Source organism: Blastococcus haudaquaticus (assembly GCF_900230285.1).
GTDB classification, from domain to species: Bacteria; Actinomycetota; Actinomycetes; order Mycobacteriales; family Geodermatophilaceae; genus Blastococcus_B; species Blastococcus_B haudaquaticus.
Map to the genome: position 1 here is coordinate 136,731 of NZ_OCNK01000006.1, position 17,240 is coordinate 153,970.

Consider the following 17,240-nt stretch of genomic DNA (forward strand, 5'->3'; position numbering starts at 1 on the left):
ATCCGATGACGCCTCCGGCGTCAGTCCTTGCGGCCCGCGTCGACCACGCGCAGCACGGCCGCGCCGTCCTCGTCGGAGGCCTCCAGGTCCACCTCGACGTCGATGCCCCAGTCGTGGTCCTCCTCGGGGTCGTCCAGGATCTGGCGCACCCGCCACAGTCCCGGCTCGCCCCTGTCGATGATCAGCAGCGCCGGACCCCGGGCGTCGGCGCCGGTCCGCACCTCCTCGTGCTCCGCGAAGTACGCCCGCACCACCTGCTCCCACCGGTCGGCGTCCCAACCCGACCCGGAGTCCAGCTCGCCGAGGTCGTACCAGCGGCGCCGGGCGAACAGCTCGACCCGGCGGAACAGCGCGTTGCGCACCATCGCCGTGAACGCGCGCTCGTTGCCGGTGAGCGGACGCGGCCGGGCGGGGACGGCCACCGGGGCGTCGAGCGGCTGGTCGGGAGAGGTGAGCTGCTCCCACTCGTCGAGCAGTGACGAGTCGACCTGACGGACGAGCTCGCCGAGCCACTCGACGATGTCGGTGACCTCCTCGGTGCGGGCCGCGGCCGGGACGCCCGAGCGCAGTGCCTTGAACGCATCGGACAGGTAGCGCAGCACGGCGCCCTCGGACCGGGTCAGCCCGTAGGTGTTCACGAACTCGCGGAAGGTGAAGGCCCGCTCCCACATCTCGCGGACGACCGACTTCGGCGACAGCAGCCCGTCCGCGGCCCACGGGTTGGTCTGCCGGTACACGTCGAAGGCGTGCCCGAGCAGCTCCTCGAGCGGCTTCGGGTAGCTGACCTCCTCGAGCAGCTCCATCCGCTCGTCGTACTCGATGCCCTCGGCCTTCATCTGCGCGACGGCCTCGCCCTTGGCCTTGTTCAGCTGCGCCGCGAGGATCTGCCGCGGGTCGTCGAGCGTCGCCTCGATGACGCTCACGACGTCGAGCGGATACGTCTCGGACTCCGGGTCCAGCACGTCGATGGCGGCCAGCGCGAACGTGGACAGCGGCTGGTTGAGCGCGAAGTCCGGCGGCAGGTCGATCTTGAGGTCGTAGCGCCGGCCGTCCGGCTCGGGCTCCGGCAGCCGCTCCAGCACGCCGGCCTGCAGCAGCGAGCGGGCGATGCCGATCGCGTCCCGGATGTGCTGGAGCTGCTTCTTGCGCGGCTCGTGGTTGTCGGTGAGCAGCCGGCGCATCGCGGCGAACGGGTCGCCCGGCCGGTCGACGACGTCGAGGATCATCGACGTCGAGACCCGCATGTTGCTGGTCAGCTTCTCCGGTTCACCCTCGACCAGCCGCTTCATCGTCGACTCGCTCCACGGCACCATGCCGTCGGGCACCTTCTTGCGGACCAGCTTGCGGCGCTTCTTCGGGTCGTCGGACACCTTGGCGAACTGCTTGAGGTTCTCGACCTCGTGCTCCGGCGCCTGGACGACGACGGTGCCCGCGGTGTCGTAGCCCGCGCGCCCCGCCCGCCCGGCGATCTGGTGGAACTCGCGCACCTGCAGCAGCCGGGTGCGGGTGCCGTCGTACTTGCTCAGCGCGGAGAAGACGACGGTCCGGATGGGGACGTTGATGCCGACGCCGAGGGTGTCGGTCCCGCAGATGACCTTGAGCAGCCCGGCCTGCGCCAGCTGTTCGACCAGCCGCCGGTACTTCGGCAGCATCCCCGCGTGGTGCACGCCGATGCCGTGGCGGACCAGCCGGCTGAGCGTGGTGCCGAACGCCGAGGAGAACCGGAACCCGCCGATCATCTCGGCGATCGCGGCCTTCTGCTCCTTGGTCGAGACGTTGACGCTCATCAACGCCTGGGCCCTCTCCAGCGCCGAGGCCTGGGTGAAGTGGACGACGTAGACGGGCGCCTGCTGGGTGTCCAGGAGGTCCTGGATCGTCTCGTGCATCGGCGTCGTCGCGTAGTAGTGGTGCAGCGGGACCGGGCGTTCGGCGTTGGCCACCAGGGCCGTGGGGCGGCCGGTGCGCCGGGTGAGGTCCTCGCGCAGCGAGGTGACGTCGCCGAGGGTGGCGCTCATCAGCAGGAACTGCGCCTTCGGCAGCTCGAGGAGCGGCACCTGCCAGGCCCAGCCCCGGTCGGGGTCGCCGTAGTAGTGGAACTCGTCCATGACCACGAGCACGTCGCCCAGGCCGTCGTCCTGACCTCCCTCGCGCAGCGCGATGTTGGCCAGCACCTCGGCGGTGCACGCGATGATCGGCGCCCCGGCGTTGACGCTGGCGTCGCCGGTCAGCATGCCGACGTTGGCCGCGCCGAAGACACCGCAGAGGGCGAAGAACTTCTCGCTGACCAGAGCCTTGATCGGGGCGGTGTAGTAGCTGCGCCGGCCGGCTGCCAGGGCCGCGTACTGGGCGCCGGTGGCGACCAGCGACTTGCCGGACCCCGTCGGGGTGGCCAGGACGACGTTCGCGCCGCTGACCAGCTCGATCAGCGCCTCCTCCTGCGCCGGGTACAGCGTCGTCCCGCCGTTCTCGGCCCATGCGGCGAAGGAGGCGAACAGCTCGTCGGCGTCGTCGCCACGTGCGCGCAGGGCGGAGAGGTCGGCGGCGTCGTCGAGCAGCGGGGGAGCAGACATCGTGGACGACAGCGTGCCTGACGGCCCAGACCTTCCCGGACCCGCCACCGGCCGACGAGCACGCACTCACGGTCACGATCCGGTAACGACCGCTCCGTCGATGCATCGAATGAACCGATGGGGCCTAGAAAGTGAACGGAAGGTAAACGAGAGGTGGCGTGATGAGGTCGAACGTGGAGTGCCCGGCGTGCCGTTGGGTCCCGGTGGTGGACGGCTCGGGCCGTCGCCGGCTCGAGATGCGCTGGCAGCTGCCGGTCGCGGCCCCCGCGGCGAGCACCCTGGCCCGGGCCGCCTGACCGTCGGGTTCCGCGGGGGTCGGCGCGGGTAGGGCGGCACGGCGTCGAACAGTGGCGCCGCCGTGCGCACCGCAGGAGGACCCGTGTCAGAGCCCCGCCCCGAGAGCCAGCCCGAGCAGCAGCAGGACGTCCCCGGCGTCCTCGGCAAGATGGACCCCAAGCCCGACCACGGCGAGGAGAGCTACCGCGGCTCCGGGAAGCTGACCGGCAAGGCAGCCGTGATCACCGGCGGGGACAGCGGCATCGGCCGCGCCGTCGCCATCGCGTTCGCGAGGGAAGGCGCCGACGTCCTGATCTCGTACCTCAACGAGCACGAGGACGCGAAGGACACCGCCAAGTACGTCGAGGAGGCCGGGCGCCGGTGCGTCCTGGTGGCGGGTGACCTGGCCGACCGGGCCCACGCCAAATCCATCATCCCCAAGGCCGTCGAGGAGTTCGGCAAGGTCGACATCCTCGTCAACAACGCCGCCTTCCAGATGAGCCACCCGACGCTGGAGGAGGTTTCGGACGAGGAGTGGGACCACACGGTCGCCGTGAACCTCAGCGCCATGTTCACCCTCACCAAGGACGCGATCCCGCACATGCCCCCCGGCGGGGCCATCATCAACTCGTCGTCGGTGAACTCCGACATGCCGAGCCCCGACCTGGCGCCCTACGCGATGACGAAGTCCGGCATCGCCAACTTCACCGCGAGCATGGCGCAGATGTACGCGGACAAGGGCATCCGGGCCAACAGCGTGGCCCCCGGGCCGGTCTGGACGCCGCTGATCCCGGCCACCATGCCGGCGGAGAAGGTCGGCAGCTTCGGCAAGCAGGTGCCGATGGGCCGCGCCGGTCAGCCCGCCGAGCTCGCCCCGGTCTACGTGCTGCTGGCCAGCGACGAGGCCTCCTACGTGTCCGGCGCCCGGGTCGCCGTCACCGGCGGCAACCCCATCCTGTAACGCCAGGAGGGGCCGAAGTGGCCATGTCGGCCCCTCAGGGGAGGGCTGAGACGACGGCCGCGATGTCGGCCGGGCGGACGCGGCAGCAACCGCCCACCAGCCGGGCGCCGTTCCCGACCCAGGTCGGGACGGCGTCCGGCGACACCCCGGGTGGCCCGCTCCAGCGCCGCCCCGCGGCGTCCCACGCCTCCCCGCTGTTCGGGTAGACGACGACCGGCTTCCCGGCGGCGGCCGCTGCGGTGAGCGCGGGCCCGACCGCGGCGGGCGCGGTGCAGTTGACCCCGACGGCGACCACCTCGTCGACCCCGGCCGCCATCGCGAAGACGTCGGCCGCGCGCTCGCCGCGGCGGGTGCGCGGGACGTCGTCGTCGTCGACCACCGTGGTGAGCGAGAGCCAGACCGGGACGCCCAGCGCCTGGGCCTCGGCGAGCAGTGCCTCGGCCTCCGCGGCCGCGGGCACGGTCTCGCAGGCCAGCACGTCCGCGCCCGCCTCGGCGAGCAGTTCCATCCGCGGTCGGTGGAAGGCCCGCAGGGCCGCGACGCCGATCGCGTCGACGTAGTCGCCGGTGTACTCCGACCCGTCGGCCAGCATCGCGCCGTACGGACCGACCGAGCCGGCGACCCATCCCTCGCCCTGTCCCGCGTCCTGCCCCTCGCGGGCCAGCACCACCGACGACGCGATCAGGCGGCGGGCCTCGTCCGCGTCGACACCCGCCGCCGCGAAGCCCTCGACGGTCGCCTGGTAGCTGGCTGTCGTCGCCACCTGCGCGCCCGCCGCGGCGAAGGCCGCGTGCGCCTCGACGATCGCCCCGGGTGCGTCGCGCAGGAGGCGGGCCGACCACAGCGCCGAGGAGACGTCGTGCCCACGCGCCTCGAGCTCGGTGGAGAGACCGCCGTCCAGGACGACCGGTCCCGCGGCCAGCGCGTCGGCGAGGGAAGGCATGCCGACGATCATCCCGCGGTACTGGCAGTCCATGGTGTTCATCTGGAGCAGTGGCTGGGGTCCCCGCCGTCGTCGCCCACGCAGGGGTTATGGCCGTCCCCCGGGCTACGGCTACGGCCCGCCCCCCGGCTACGGCTACGGGCACGGCTACGGACGGCGCAACGACAGCTGCCTGCGCGATCTGCTGTTCCTCAACACCGGCTGCTGCCTCGCGAACGCCGTCGGCTGCGGAATGGACTCGATGCTGCTGGCCCCGACGACCCTGCGCGAGGTTCGGAGCGCGGGCACCGGCGCGCGCGGTACGCGCCTGGCCGACCGCATGGTCGCCGCCGTCCGCGTCTACCAGCAGCGGATCAGCCCCACGCGCCCGCCGTGCTGCCAGTTCTCGCCCACCTGCTCCGCCTACGCCGTCGAGGCGCTGGAACGGCACGGTGCACGGCGCGGCGCCTGGCTCACCGCGCGACGCCTCGTCCGCTGCCGTCCTGGTGCGACCGGTGGCGCCGACCCGGTGCCGGCCTCGTGACCGCCCGAAACCACGTGCGCGCGGCCCCGCACGCCGCCTAGCGTCGCGGGGTGAGCAGCGGGGAGACGACCGGGATCGCCACCTGGCGCGACCCCCGCTGGCGCGCCGAGGCGCTGGAGTGGGCGACGGCGGAACTGGCCCGCGCGGGGCTGGAGCTCGACGGTGAACCGGAGCAGCCGCACGTACGCACCTGGTCGACGGCCTTCCGCCTGCCGCTGCGCGGGGGCGGCGTGGCGTGGCTCAAATCGGTCGGTCCTGGTTCGGCGCAGGAGCCCGTGCTCGCCGGCGCGCTGGGCCGCTGGGTGCCCGACCGGGTATTGGTGCCGCTGGCGGTCGAGCCGGCCCGGCGTCTGCTGCTGCTCCCGGACGGCGGCCGGACCCTGCGCGATGGCGGGGCCGACCCCGCCGCTTGGGCGGCGATGCTCCAGGCGTACGCACGGCTCCAGCTGGCGCTCGTCCCGCACGCCGACGCGATCCTCGGGCTCGGGGTCCCGGACACCCGGCCCGGGCGTCTGCCCGCCCTCGTCGACGACCTGCTCGCCGACGACGACGCGCAGTTGGTGGGCCGGCCTGGCGGGCTGGCCCCCGAGGTGCACGGGCGGTTGCTCGCCGGGCGCGACGACGTCGTCCGGGCCTGCGCGGAACTGGCCGGCGGCGGGCTGCCGGCCACGCTGCAGCACGACGACGTGCACGGCGCCAACGTCTTCGCGAGCGACGGCCGCCACCGGTTCTTCGACTGGGGCGACGCCTCGGTCTCGCACCCCTTCCTGAGCCTGCGGGTCGCGCTCCGCATGGCGGGGCGGGCGCTGGACCTGCCGGACGGCGGCCCCGCACTGGTCCGGCTCCGCGACGCCTACCTCGAGCCGTGGAGCGACTACGGCGACCCCCGGGCGCTGCGGCAGCAGTGCGACCTCGCGCTGCGCGTGGCACCGCTGGCCCGGGCCCTCACGTGGCGTCGGATCCTGCGCGGCGTGCACGCGGACGAGCGGGCGGAGTGGGCCGACAGCGTGCCGGGCTGGACGGCGGAGTACCTGCAGCCGGGCCCGTTGTCGGCGGTGTCCGCGTGAGCGTCGGACACACTGTGCGCATGCCGGCCGTGGACGACGCCTCCGGTGACCTCGCCGTCACCGGCTCCGTCGTCGTCCCCGCCGGGGCGCTGAACTGGCGGTTCTCCCGTTCCTCGGGGCCTGGTGGGCAGGGCGTGAACACCGCCGACTCGCGGGTGGAGCTGTCGGTCGCCCCGCTCGACCTCCCGGGGCTCAGCGACTCCCAGCGCAATCGGCTGGCCGCGCGGCTGGGCGCCCGGCTCGTCGACGGCGTCCTGACCATCGCTGCGAGCGAGCACCGGCAGCAGCTGCGCAACCGGCAGGCGGCGCGGGAGCGGCTGGCGGCGGTCCTGCGCGCCGCGCTGGCACCGCCGCCACCGAGCCGGCGGCGGACCAAGCCCACCCGTGGCTCGCAGGAGCGTCGGATCGAGGCGAAGAAGCAGCGCGGCCAGCTGAAGAAGCAGCGCCGCGCCTGGGACTAGCGCAGCGACTCCAGCCGTCGGCGCAGGAAGTCCCGCTCCGGCTGGTTCCCCGCACGGCCGATCGCGGCGCGGTAGGCCTCCGCGGCCTCCGCCGTCCGGCCCAGCCGCCGCAGCAGGTCCGCCCGCACGGCGTGGAAGACGTCGAGCTGCCCGAGGTCGAGATCGTCGACGACGGCCAGGGCCGCCGCGGGACCTCGCACCTCGGCCAGCGCGACCGCCCGGTTCAGCGCCACCACGGGGCTCGGTGCCATGGCGATCAGCTGGTCGTAGAGCGCCAGGATCTGCCGCCAGTCGGTGTCGCGGGCGGCCGCCGCGTCGCTGTGCACGGCGTTGATGGCGGCCTGGAGCTGGTACGGGCCCGGGGCGTTCCGCCGCAGGCAGGCGCGGACCAGGTCCTGCCCCTCGGCGATCAGCGCTCGATCCCACCGGTCGCGGTCCTGGTCGGCGAGCAGCACGAGCCCGCCGGCCGGGGTCGTGCGGGCCGGACGCCGGGCCTCGGTGAGCAGCATCAGCGACAGCAGACCGAGGACCTCCGGCTCGTCGGGCATCAGCTCGGCGAGCAGACGGCCCAGCCGGACCGCCTCCGCGCACAGGTCCTCGCGCACCAGGCGCGCGCCGCTGGAGGCGGTGTGCCCCTCCGTAAAGACCAGGTAGACGACGGCGAGCACCGGCCGCAGGCGGTCCGGGAGCTCCGCCTCGCTCGGGACCCGGTAGGGGATGCCGGCGTCGCGGATCTTGCCCTTGGCGCGGACCAGCCGCTGCGCCATGGTCGGCTCCGGCACCAGGAACGCCGCGGCGATCTCGGCGGTGGTGAGGCCGCCCAGCAGCCGCAGCGTGAGGGCCACCTGGGCGGCCGGCGCGAGCGCCGGGTGGCAGCAGGTGAAGATCAGCCGGAGCCGGTCGTCCTGCACGGGACCCACCTCCGGGGGTGCGTCGTCCGCCTGGAGCAGCGCGGCCTGGCGGTACCGGTCGACACGGGTGCTCTCCCGGCGGAACCGGTCGATCGCCCGGTTGCGGGCGGTCGTGACGATCCAGCCCGCGGGGCTGGGCGGGACGCCGTCCTCGGGCCACCGCCGGACGGCGGTCAGGAAGGCGTCCTGGACCGCCTCCTCGGCGGCGTCCATGTCGCCGAGGAGGCGGGTGAGGACCGCGACGGCCTTGCCGTAGTGCTCGCGGAAGGCGCGCTCGATCTCCGTCCGGGCGGGAGCGGTCACCCGGTGGTGTCGTAGAACGGCCGGACCTCGATCGGGATCGTGGTCGCGGCGACCAGCTTGCGACCCCACTCCAGTGCGACGTCGAGGTCGGGGACGTCGACGATCGAGAACCCCCCAACGTGCTCCTTGCCCTCGGCGAACGGTCCGTCCACCACGAGGACGTCGTCGTCGGCCGAGCGGAGGGTGGTCGCGGTGTGCGGGGGGCGCAGTCCACCGCCGAACACCCAGATGCCGGCGTCCTGCATCTCGTGGTGGAGGGCGTCGACGTCCTTCATGATCTGCTCGAGCTGTCCCGGTGCGAGGCCGGTGCCGGTGCTCGGCTCGACCACGGTCATCAGGTACTTCGGCATGTCGTCCTCCTCGGGTCGGCGCCGGCCTCCTGCCGGTCACTCACCCTCTGTACGAGCGGCCCCGCCGCGGATCGACAGGCTCAGCCGGGAAATCTCGGCTGAGGCTGCCATACGAGCACCCACAGCGGGAGGTCGTCGTCCGCCGTGCGCAGCTCGGCGGTGACCTCGAAGCCGAACCCCCGCAGGAAGCGGACGTTGGCCCAGGAGAAGACCGCCGCCGCGGCGGGGACCCCGTCGTCGTCGCAGCGCACGAGCGCCGGGGCGAGCACCGCGGCCGCCAGCCCCCGCCGACGGGAGGAGGGTCGCACTCCGAGGTGCAGCAGCCACCAGTGCGGCTGCTCGGGCCGTGCGGCGGCGATCAGCGCCGCGGTGTCCCGGACGGCGCTGATCCGGTGGGCGGAGAGGTAGGGGAGCTCGCCCGCCAGGGCCGCCCGGACGTCGGAGGGCAGGGGAGTGGTGCCCTCAGCGCCGGGCGGGGGCTCCCAGACGGCGACCGCGTCGACGTCCTCGGTCACCCACGCGGTGCCGGTGCCCACGCCGCGGTGCCCCGCGTCGAGCTCGTGCAGGCGGGTGAGCCGCTGCATCCGCCCGTCGTCGGGGAGGGCCCAGCGGGTCCAGCGCGAGTCGGCGAGTGCGACGGTCAGCGTGGCCGCGATGCGCGGGACGTCGCGCTGCTCGGCCCGGCGGACGTCGGGCCCTTCCTCGTCCGGGGAGTCGATCCGCCGGATGGTGGGGCCCTGGGTCACCCGCGCATTCGACCACGGCCGGAGACGCAGGGCGGGGGCCGCCCCGGATGGGACGGCCCCCGCAGGCCCCCTGCAGGGTCCCGGCACGAGCGTGCGAGTGTCGGGGGGGCAGGGGGTCCTTTTTCAGGCGTCGAAGCCTGCGCGGTCGACCTTGCGGTGGTACTTGTCGCCCATCTTGCCGCCCAGGATCGCCCCGAGCAGCGTGACGAGCAGGATGGCCACGAGCGCGATGATGCCGCCGGTGGTCGCGGTGCCCTCGTCGATCGGGATGCGCGGCAGGTTCAGCTGCTGGAGCACGTTGTACTCCGAGCCGAAGACCAGCCCCAGCACCGCGAGCGCGATGACGACGATCAGGCCGATGACCCAGACGGCGATGCCCTGGCGGACACCGTCGAAGCGGGCCATGCGACCGGCGACGTAGCCGCCGGCCAGGTAGGCCAGGAACAGGATCACCAGCAGGACGATGCCGCCGACGATGCCGATCGTGCTGGCCTCCTCGGCTGCCGCGTCGGTGGACGGCACGCCCTGGGTCAGGCCGATCGCCACCCCGCCCGCGCTGAGCAGCGCGACCAGCAGCACGGCCAGCCCGTTGGCGGACAGCCAGCCGAAGAAGGCCGCGCCCCACTTGATCCCGCCGTAGCGGGAGCGCTGCGCGTCGACGGCGTCGCGTGCGGCGCCCTTCGTGGAGTGCGCGCCTTCCCCGGAGTACGCGGGCTCTGCCATCACGAGCGGCGGACGTCGGCGTCGGCGTCGAGCTCGATCTGCTCCTTGCGGACCGTGTCGGTCACCGTCTGCTGCTCGGTGACCGTCTCGGTGTCGAGCCGGACCCGCTCGACCGGCACGGCCTCCTTGGCGACGACGGGCCGCTCGGCGTGCAGGACGACCTCGTGCTCCTCCTCGGAGATGGCCGGGCCGTCGAGGGCGTTGCCGACGTTGGCGTCGGTGATCGGCTCGCGCTCGAGGACGACCTCCTCGTGGGAGACCGGCACGGTCTGGGTGACGTTCTCCGTGACGACGTACTTGCGCAGGCGGGCGCGACCGGCCTCGACCCGCTGGGTGCCGACGGTGAGGTGCTCCTCGGAGCGGGTCATGGCGTCGTCGGTCGTCGGACCGGACGTGTCGTGGCCGACGGTGCCGTGGGTGTTCGCGCTACCGGTGGTGTCGGCGACCGGCGCAGCGGCCTGGTTGCCCACGCCGTAGTAGCGGTAGAGCTCCGTCTCCTCGTCGGGGGAGAGGTGGCCGTCCGTGCCGATGTGCGGGGCGTTCTTGACCTTGTCCTTGTCGTAGGGGATGCGGAGGTCCTCGCCGGACAGGTCCGCGTCGGCCAGCGGGACGAAGGCCTCCTTCGTGCCGAACATGCCGGTGCGGACGGTGGCCCACTCCGGACGGCCGGTCTCGTCGTCGAGGTACACCTCGCCGACGGTGCCGATCTTGCCGTCGGTTCCGACGGCGTTGCTGCCGATGACTGCGGACAGGTTCTGCTCGGTGATCACGTAGTGCTCCTCGCGGGGTCTGGGCTGAGTCGGCGGTCGCCGCACCGGAGCGGTTCTCACGGGTAGCGCGCCGTCGTCAGCCATGCCCGGCGATTTACGACGTAAACAGAGCCTTCCGTGTTTAGCCGCGCGTGTCCCCGCGCCGCGGGGTCCGCCCCTCGCGGAGGACGACCTCCAGGCGTCCGAGCAGGTTCTCCAGCGCCTCCTCGAACTCCGCCGCCGACTCGTCCAGCGAGAGCAGCGCCTCGAGCCGGACGACGGTGGGGTACTCGCTCAGGTCCGTCGTGGCGACCGCCCCCGGCACGCCTTCGGGCTGGTCCTCCGGGCTGATCTTCACGCCCTTCTGCGACACCTCGAGGAGCAGGTGCCCGAGCAGGAAGCTGGAGTACGCCCGGTAGGCAGCGACCGCGGAGGCCTCGCTGAACCCGCTGTCGATGAGCGCGTCCAGGAAGGACTCCACCCAGCGCAGGCTGCGCAGCGGCGGCCGCACCCACGGCGCCGCCGGGGGGCGGGTCGCGACGAGCGGGAACACCTCCGGGTGGGCCAGGGCGATGCGCCGCACGCCGTGCGCGAGCCGCTGGAGGTAGTCCTGCCATCCGTGGGAGGCGGCCAGGTGCACGTCGGGGTCGCCGTAGAGCTCGTCGATCACCGACTCGACGACGCCGTCGAGCAGCTGCTCCCGCCCCGGCACGTACCGGTAGAGCGCCATGGCCTCGACGCCGAGGTAGGCGCCCAGCCGGCGCATGGTCAGCGCGTTGAGCCCCTCGGCGTCGATGAACTCGATGGCCGCGCCCAGCACCCGCCGGCGGTCCAGCCCGGTCCGGCCGCTCCCGGGAGGGGCCGCCGGGATGACGACGGCGGCTCCGCCGCGGCCCTCGGGGCTGTCGGGGTCGGCGTCCTCGTCCGGCCTCGTGTCCGGCCTCGTGTCCGGCCCGGTCATGACCTGCTCCTTCGCCCCGCGTGCGGCCCCCTGGCCCCCCATCCTGCGCCGACGGCCGCCGCACAGCAGCGGCCACCCCCCTGTGAGGTCCTCGGAACCCAGCGTTGACGCCGGTGCCCACCCGGGGAAACGACGGTCCCCGAGGCTCGGACGCGTGCCCGCCGCCGTGTCGCCCGAGTCCCCGGCCCGCCGTGCCGGGACGACGCGGACGACGCTGACGCACTGCCCGTACTGCTCGCTGCAGTGCGGGATGGAGGTGACCGCCGGGGACCGGCCGGCGACCCTCGTCCCCGCCGACTTCCCGACCAACAGGGGCGGGTTGTGCTCCAAGGGCTGGTCCTCGACCGAGCTGCTCGACCATCCCGAGCGGCTGCTCCGCCCGCTCGTCCGGAGCATCCCGGGTGACCGCACCAGTCCGCTGGTCGAGGCCACGTGGGACGACGCACTGGGCCGGCTGGTCGACGCCATCGAGCGCACCCAGCGCGTGCACGGGCGCGACGCCGTCGGCTGCTTCGGCGGCGGGTCGCTGACCAACGAGCAGGCCTACCAGTTCGGGAAGTTCGCCCGGGTCGCGCTGCGCACCAGCGCCATCGACTACAACGGCCGCTTCTGCATGTCCTCGGCCGCGGGCGCCGCCAACCGGGCGTTCGGGCTGGACCGGGGGATGCCCTTCCCGCTCGCCGACATCGCCGCGGCCGACGTCGTCGTGCTGGTGGGCAGCAACCCGGCGGACACCATGCCGCCGGCGATGCAGTACTTCGACGCCGGCCGGGAGCGCGGAGCCCAGCACGTCGTCGTCGACCCCCGGCGCACGGCCACCGCCCGGAGCGCGGCCCTGCACCTGCAGCCGCTGCCGGGCACCGACCTCGCCCTGGCCAACGGACTGCTGCACATCGCCCTCGCGGAGGGGCTGGTCGACGAGGCGTACGTCGCCGCCCGCACCAGCGGTTTCGACGAGGTCCGCGCCGGGGTGGCGGCCTACTGGCCCGACCGGGTCGAACGACTCACCGGCGTACCCGTCGCCGACCAGCGGCGCACGGTCTTCGCCCTCGCCCGGGCGGAGCGAGCGATCGTGCTGACCGCGCGTGGCGCCGAGCAGCACCGCAGCGGCACCGACACCGCCCAGGCGTACATCAACCTGGCCCTCGCGCTGGGACTGCCGGGCCGGCCGGGCAGCGGCTGGGGCACCGTCACCGGGCAGGGCAACGGGCAGGGCGGCCGCGAGCACGGCCAGAAGGCCGACCAGCTGCCCGGTTACCGCTCCCTGCGCGACCCGGCCGCACGGGCGCACGTCGCCGCCGTCTGGGGGATCGATCCCGACGACCTGCCCGCACCCGGGAGGTCGGCCTTCGAGCTGCTCGACGCGCTCGGCACCGACGGCGGTGTTCGGACCCTGCTGGTGCTCGCCTCCAACGTCGCGGTCAGCGCACCCGACGCCCGGCGGGTCATCCGCCGGCTGGGCGACCTGGACTTCCTGGCCGTCAGCGACTTCTTCCTCTCCGAGACCGCCGAGCTCGCCGACGTCGTCCTGCCCAGCGCCATGTGGGCGGAGGAGGACGGGACGATGACGAACGTCGAGGGCCGGGTCATCCGCCGGCGGCGGTCGCTCGACCCGCCCCCGGGCGTGCCCGACGACCTGCAGCTGCTGGCCACCCTGGCCGACCGGCTCGGAGCGGGGCAGCACTTCAGCGGCGACCCGGAGACGGTGTTCGAGGAGCTCCGCCGGGCCAGCGCCGGGGGAGTGGCCGACTACTCCGGCATCAGCTACCGGCGCATCGACGACGAGCAGGGCGTGTTCTGGCCCTGCCCGGACACTCCGGACGGCACGGCGCACCCCGGGACGCCGAGGCTGTTCGCCGAGCGGTTCGCCACCCCTGACGGCCGGGCGCGGTTCGTCCGCGTGGAGCACGTGGACGCCCACGAGCGCCCCGACGACGAGTACCCCTACGTCCTCACCACCGGGCGGGTCCTGGCCCAGTACCAGTCCGGCACGCAGACACGGCGCACCCGAAGCCTGCAGATGGTGGCGCCCACGCCGCGCGCCGAGCTGCACCCGGACCTCGCCCGCCGACTGGGCATCGGGCCGGACGACGTCGTCGAGCTAACCACCCGCCGCGGACGGGCCCGCTTCCACGCGCTGGTCACCGACGCGATCCGCCCCGACGTCGTCTTCGTGCCCTTCCACTGGGGCGGGGGCTCCAGCGCCAACGCCCTCACCGACGCCGACGCGCTGGACCCCACGTCGAAGATGCCGGCGTTCAAGGTCTGCGCGGTCGCCGTCGCCCGCGTCGAGGGCCCCGCCGAGCTCATCGCACCGCCACCGGCCGCGCTCCAGCCGCAGCCGCGAGACCACCACCTGCCGATTACCCCCGAACCGCGCCATCCCACCCGGAAGAGGAGCACCCGCGTGAAGAGCACCCCACGCTTCCTGCAAGGCGTCTTCCCGATCACCGGCGAGGGCCTCTCCAAGCCCGGCCCGGTCGACGCCGCGCTGCGCTACACCGTCCCGCAGGGGCAGTCGGCGCAGGCCCTGTACTTCCGGGGCGGCAACTCCACCGGCGAGCTGGTCTACGTCCTGCTCGTGCGCGACGGCGAGCCGATGCGCTGGTTCCCCATCGGCGCCAAGGGCGACGTGCACGTGCCCCTGCGGGTGGTCGAGGACCTGACCGGCGGCACGGTGGTCGAGCTGCACGCGGCGGCGCCCGAGGGCGTCACCGGCGAGCTCGTGGTCGACCTCGGGCTGGTGGAGGTCTGATGACGGCCATCCTCGGCGGGCGCCCGCAGGGCCTCACCGTCCTGCACATGGACGACGAACTGGACACCCGGGGCCGCGTGGTGGTGGTTGGCAACGGCATGGCCGGCGCCCGTTTCGTCGAGGAGCTGCTCGAGCGCGGCGGCGGGGAGCAGTTCCGGATCACCGTCTTCGGCGACGAGCCGCACGGCAACTACAACCGGATCATGCTCTCGCCCGTCCTGGCGGGGGAGGAGCACGAGGACGACATCGTCCTCAACAGCCACGACTGGTACGCCGACAACGGCGTGCACCTCCGGGCCGGCGTCCGGGTCGAGCGCATCGACACCGCCGCCAAGGTCGTCTACTCCGGCGACGGCACCGCCACTCCGTACGACCACCTCGTCCTGGCCACCGGCAGCTACTCCTTCATCCCACCGATGAAGGGCGTACGTGCCGACGACGGCGGACTGCTGCCAGGCGTCTACGGGTTCCGCACCATCGACGAGACCCGGGCCATGCTGGCCGCGACCGGCAGCTGCACCCGGGCCGTCGTCATGGGTGGCGGCCTGCTCGGGTTGGAGGCAGCTCGGGCGCTGCACGGCCACGGCCTGCACGTCGAGCTCGTGCACGCCGCGCCCTACCTGATGAACGCGCAGCTCGATCCCGAGGCCGGGGCGATCCTGAAGAAGAGCGTGGAGTCCCTCGGGATCACCGTCCATCTCGACGTCTTCGCCAGCGAGGTCATCGGCGACGACCGCGTCCGCGGCGTCCTCCTCGCCGACGGCCGGCAGATCGAGGCGGACCTGCTGGTCGTCGCCGCCGGCGTGCGCCCGCACACCGACGTCGCCGTCCGGTCCGGGCTCGAGGTCGAGCGGGCGATCATCGTCGACGACCAGCTGCGGACCGACGACCCCGACATCTACGCCATCGGCGAGTGCGCCCAGCACCGCGGCGAGGTGTACGGCCTGGTCGCCCCGGCGTGGGAGCACGCCAAGGTGCTGGCCGACGTCCTCACCGGCACCGACCCCGACGCCGAGTACCACGGCAGCCGGACGGCGACGAAGCTCAAGGTCGCCGGGGTCGACGTCGCCGTCATGGGCATCAACACGCCGGAACGGGACGACGACGAGTTCCTGGTGATCTCCGAGCCCAAGCGCGGCGTGCACCTCTCGGTGGTCATCCGCGACGACAAGCTCGTCGGCGCGACGCTGCTGGGCGACACCCGCAAGGTCGCGTTCCTGACCCAGGCCTTCGACCGCGGCGCGCCGCTGCCCGAGGAGCGCATCCGGCTGCTCGTCGACCTCTCCGACGGCGCCGAGGAGGTCGGCGTCGCCGAGATGCCGGCCGACAGCCAGGTCTGCAACTGCAACGGCGTCTCCAAGGGCGACCTCTGCGGCGCCGTGGCCGACGGCTGCACCAGCGTCGGCGCCGTCATGGACCGGACCCGCGCCGGCAAGGGCTGCGGCTCCTGCAAGTCGCTGGTCAAGCAGATCGTCGAGTGGGCCGCCGACGGCGACGTCACCGAGGACGAGTCCGCGTCCTGGTACGTGCCGGGCATCCCGATGGCCAAGCCGCAGCTCATGACGGCGATCCGCGAGCAGGACCTGCGCAGCGTCTCCGCCGTGTTCGCCGCGCTGGCACCGGGCGGGCAGGAGGACGCGAAGTCGAAGATGGGCCTGACGTCGCTGCTGCGGATGGTCTGGGGCAGCGACTACGAGCAGGAGAACGACGCCAAGTTCATCAACGACCGGGTGCACGGCAACATCCAGCGGGACGGCACGTTCTCCGTCGTCCCGCAGATGAAGGGCGGCGTCACCACGCCGGCCCAGCTGCGGAAGATCGCCGACGTCGCCGAGAAGTACGAGGTGCCGATGGTGAAGGTGACCGGCGGCCAGCGGATCGACCTGCTCGGCGTCCGCAAGGAGGACCTGCCCGCGATGTGGGACGACCTCGGCATGCCGTCGGGCTACGCGTACGGCAAGAGCTTCCGCACGGTGAAGACCTGCGTGGGCAGCGACTTCTGCCGGTTCGGGCTGGGCGACTCCACCCAGCTCGGCATCGACCTCGAGACCCGGTTCCAGGGCATCGAGAGCCCGGCGAAGATGAAGCTCGCCGTCGTCGGCTGCCCGCGCAACTGCGCCGAGGCCTACGTGAAGGACGTCGGGGTCGTCGCGGTCGGCAACGGCAAGTGGGAGGTGTACGTCGGCGGCGCCGCCGGGGCGACGATCCGCAAGGGCGATCTGCTGGCCACCGTCGACTCACCGGAGGCCGTGATCACCCTGGCCGGTCGGTTCATGCAGTACTACCGCGAGAACGCGAACTGGCTGGAACGAACCTACGACTTCGTGCCCCGCATCGGGCTGGAGACGATCAAGGCGGTGCTCCTGGAGGACAGTGAGGGCATCGTCGCCGACCTCGACGAAGGCATGCAGAGGTCCATCGACGCCTACGTCGACCCCTGGGGCCAGGACGGCAAGCAGCCGGCCACGCCCGGCCAGTTCCGCCCCGCGCTGCCCCTGATCCCCCTGCCGAAGGTGCCGGTCCGATGAGCGTCACGCATGCCGACAGCACCTACGACACGGCACACCCGACGACCGAGGGGACCGAGCTCGGCACCCCGGCGACCGAGACGGCTCCGAACACCGCAGCGCCCGGCCGGGGCGTCGAGCACGTCGTCGGCCGGGTCAGCGAGATCCCGCCGGGGGAGGGGCGGGCGTTCGTCGCCGGTGGCACGCAGATCGCCGTCTTCCGACTGCGGGACGGGTCCCTGCACGCCACGCAGGCGGCCTGCCCACACGCCGGCGGACCGCTGGCGGACGGGCAGACCGACCTGAACGTGCTGGTGTGCCCACTGCACCTCTACGCCTACAAGTGGTCCGACGGCGCCTCGACCAACGGGGCCCCGCCGATCCGGCTCTTCCCGGTGCGGGAGGTCGACGGGGCCCTGCTGGTCGAGGTCTAG

General features: G+C 73.3%; 16 protein-coding genes. 8 read left to right on the forward strand and 8 right to left on the reverse strand.

Annotated elements, in window-relative coordinates; translation table 11 throughout:
• Positions 1-20: 20 nt before the first annotated feature.
• A complete protein-coding gene (locus tag CRP30_RS20195; protein WP_097185815.1) occupies positions 21-2,570 on the reverse strand; it encodes a DEAD/DEAH box helicase in 2,550 nt (849 codons plus the stop codon).
• Between the two features lie 161 nt (positions 2,571-2,731).
• Between CRP30_RS20195 and CRP30_RS23250 the strand changes: the two genes are divergently transcribed.
• The gene (locus tag CRP30_RS23250; protein ID WP_255407391.1) at positions 2,732-2,866 is read left to right on the forward strand and encodes a hypothetical protein; all 135 of its coding nucleotides are present in this window, start codon (positions 2,732-2,734) and stop codon (positions 2,864-2,866) included.
• 83 nt (positions 2,867-2,949) lie between these two features.
• A complete protein-coding gene (locus CRP30_RS20200) occupies positions 2,950-3,807 on the forward strand; it encodes a glucose 1-dehydrogenase (RefSeq protein ID WP_097185816.1) in 858 nt (285 codons plus the stop codon).
• 34 nt (positions 3,808-3,841) lie between these two features.
• Here the strand turns inward: CRP30_RS20200 and mmuM are convergent, their stop codons facing one another.
• Positions 3,842-4,750, reverse strand: coding sequence for a homocysteine S-methyltransferase (gene mmuM, locus CRP30_RS20205; protein ID WP_235003580.1), 909 nt, complete (start codon positions 4,748-4,750; stop codon positions 3,842-3,844).
• Here mmuM and yidD point away from each other — a divergent pair.
• From yidD to arfB, 3 genes are read left to right on the forward strand one after another with little or no spacing between them, the layout of a single operon-like run.
• Positions 4,749-5,273 carry a membrane protein insertion efficiency factor YidD gene (gene yidD, locus CRP30_RS20210; protein WP_235003581.1) on the forward strand — a complete coding sequence of 175 codons (525 nt, stop codon included), beginning with the start codon at positions 4,749-4,751 and terminating at the stop codon, positions 5,271-5,273. The two genes, mmuM and yidD, sit on opposite strands and share 2 nt — an antisense overlap.
• A 50-nt stretch (positions 5,274-5,323) precedes the next feature.
• Positions 5,324-6,340, forward strand: coding sequence for a phosphotransferase (locus tag CRP30_RS20215; RefSeq protein WP_097185818.1), 1,017 nt, complete (start codon positions 5,324-5,326; stop codon positions 6,338-6,340).
• 20 nt (positions 6,341-6,360) lie between these two features.
• Positions 6,361-6,801 carry an alternative ribosome rescue aminoacyl-tRNA hydrolase ArfB gene (gene arfB, locus CRP30_RS20220; RefSeq protein WP_097185819.1) on the forward strand — a complete coding sequence of 147 codons (441 nt, stop codon included), beginning with the start codon at positions 6,361-6,363 and terminating at the stop codon, positions 6,799-6,801.
• Here the strand turns inward: arfB and CRP30_RS20225 are convergent.
• The 6 genes from CRP30_RS20225 to CRP30_RS20250 all read right to left on the reverse strand — a co-directional run bounded on the left by CRP30_RS20225 (position 6,798) and on the right by CRP30_RS20250 (position 11,544).
• Positions 6,798-8,015, reverse strand: coding sequence for an RNA polymerase sigma factor (locus tag CRP30_RS20225; protein WP_200814876.1), 1,218 nt, complete (start codon positions 8,013-8,015; stop codon positions 6,798-6,800). The genes arfB and CRP30_RS20225 overlap by 4 nt on opposite strands.
• Entirely contained in the window at positions 8,012-8,365 is a 354-nt protein-coding gene (locus tag CRP30_RS20230) for a YciI family protein (protein WP_097185821.1), read from the reverse strand. Before CRP30_RS20230 ends, CRP30_RS20225 begins: the two co-directional genes overlap by 4 nt.
• 80 nt (positions 8,366-8,445) lie before the next feature.
• Complete coding sequence (locus CRP30_RS20235) at positions 8,446-9,111, reverse strand: GNAT family N-acetyltransferase (RefSeq protein ID WP_097185822.1); 666 nt, start codon at positions 9,109-9,111, stop codon at positions 8,446-8,448.
• 123 nt (positions 9,112-9,234) lie between these two features.
• Positions 9,235-9,834, reverse strand: a complete 600-nt coding sequence (locus tag CRP30_RS20240; protein WP_097185868.1) for a hypothetical protein — start codon at positions 9,832-9,834, stop codon at positions 9,235-9,237.
• A complete protein-coding gene (locus tag CRP30_RS20245) occupies positions 9,834-10,604 on the reverse strand; it encodes a DUF2382 domain-containing protein (protein WP_097185823.1) in 771 nt (256 codons plus the stop codon). The genes CRP30_RS20240 and CRP30_RS20245 overlap by 1 nt, the downstream gene beginning before the upstream one ends.
• Before the next feature lie 121 nt (positions 10,605-10,725).
• A complete protein-coding gene (locus CRP30_RS20250) occupies positions 10,726-11,544 on the reverse strand; it encodes a TetR/AcrR family transcriptional regulator C-terminal domain-containing protein (protein ID WP_097185824.1) in 819 nt (272 codons plus the stop codon).
• Between the two features lie 154 nt (positions 11,545-11,698).
• On the opposite strand from CRP30_RS20250, the gene CRP30_RS20255 reads away from it, so the two are divergent.
• From CRP30_RS20255 to CRP30_RS20265, 3 genes are read left to right on the forward strand one after another with little or no spacing between them, the layout of a single operon-like run.
• Positions 11,699-14,299 carry a molybdopterin oxidoreductase family protein gene (locus CRP30_RS20255; protein ID WP_235003582.1) on the forward strand — a complete coding sequence of 867 codons (2,601 nt, stop codon included), beginning with the start codon at positions 11,699-11,701 and terminating at the stop codon, positions 14,297-14,299.
• Positions 14,299-16,827, forward strand: a complete 2,529-nt coding sequence (gene nirB, locus CRP30_RS20260; protein WP_097185825.1) for a nitrite reductase large subunit NirB — start codon at positions 14,299-14,301, stop codon at positions 16,825-16,827. The genes CRP30_RS20255 and nirB overlap by 1 nt, the downstream gene beginning before the upstream one ends.
• On the forward strand, positions 16,824-17,240 hold the full coding sequence (locus tag CRP30_RS20265; RefSeq protein ID WP_097185826.1) for a Rieske (2Fe-2S) protein: 417 nt from the start codon (positions 16,824-16,826) through the stop codon (positions 17,238-17,240). Before nirB ends, CRP30_RS20265 begins: the two co-directional genes overlap by 4 nt.

Coding starts and splice junctions, on each gene's coding strand:
- CRP30_RS20240 (WP_097185868.1), bottom strand. CDS start 9,834: ATGGCAGAGCCCGCGTACTCCGGGGAAGGCGCGCACTCCACGAAGGGC.
- CRP30_RS23250 (WP_255407391.1), top strand. CDS start 2,732: ATGAGGTCGAACGTGGAGTGCCCGGCGTGCCGTTGGGTCCCGGTGGTG.
- CRP30_RS20230 (WP_097185821.1), bottom strand. CDS start 8,365: ATGCCGAAGTACCTGATGACCGTGGTCGAGCCGAGCACCGGCACCGGC.
- CRP30_RS20195 (WP_097185815.1), bottom strand. CDS start 2,570: ATGTCTGCTCCCCCGCTGCTCGACGACGCCGCCGACCTCTCCGCCCTG.
- nirB (WP_097185825.1), top strand. CDS start 14,299: ATGACGGCCATCCTCGGCGGGCGCCCGCAGGGCCTCACCGTCCTGCAC.
- CRP30_RS20265 (WP_097185826.1), top strand. CDS start 16,824: ATGAGCGTCACGCATGCCGACAGCACCTACGACACGGCACACCCGACG.
- yidD (WP_235003581.1), top strand. CDS start 4,749: ATGCCGACGATCATCCCGCGGTACTGGCAGTCCATGGTGTTCATCTGG.
- mmuM (WP_235003580.1), bottom strand. CDS start 4,750: ATGCCTTCCCTCGCCGACGCGCTGGCCGCGGGACCGGTCGTCCTGGAC.
- arfB (WP_097185819.1), top strand. CDS start 6,361: ATGCCGGCCGTGGACGACGCCTCCGGTGACCTCGCCGTCACCGGCTCC.
- CRP30_RS20250 (WP_097185824.1), bottom strand. CDS start 11,544: ATGACCGGGCCGGACACGAGGCCGGACACGAGGCCGGACGAGGACGCC.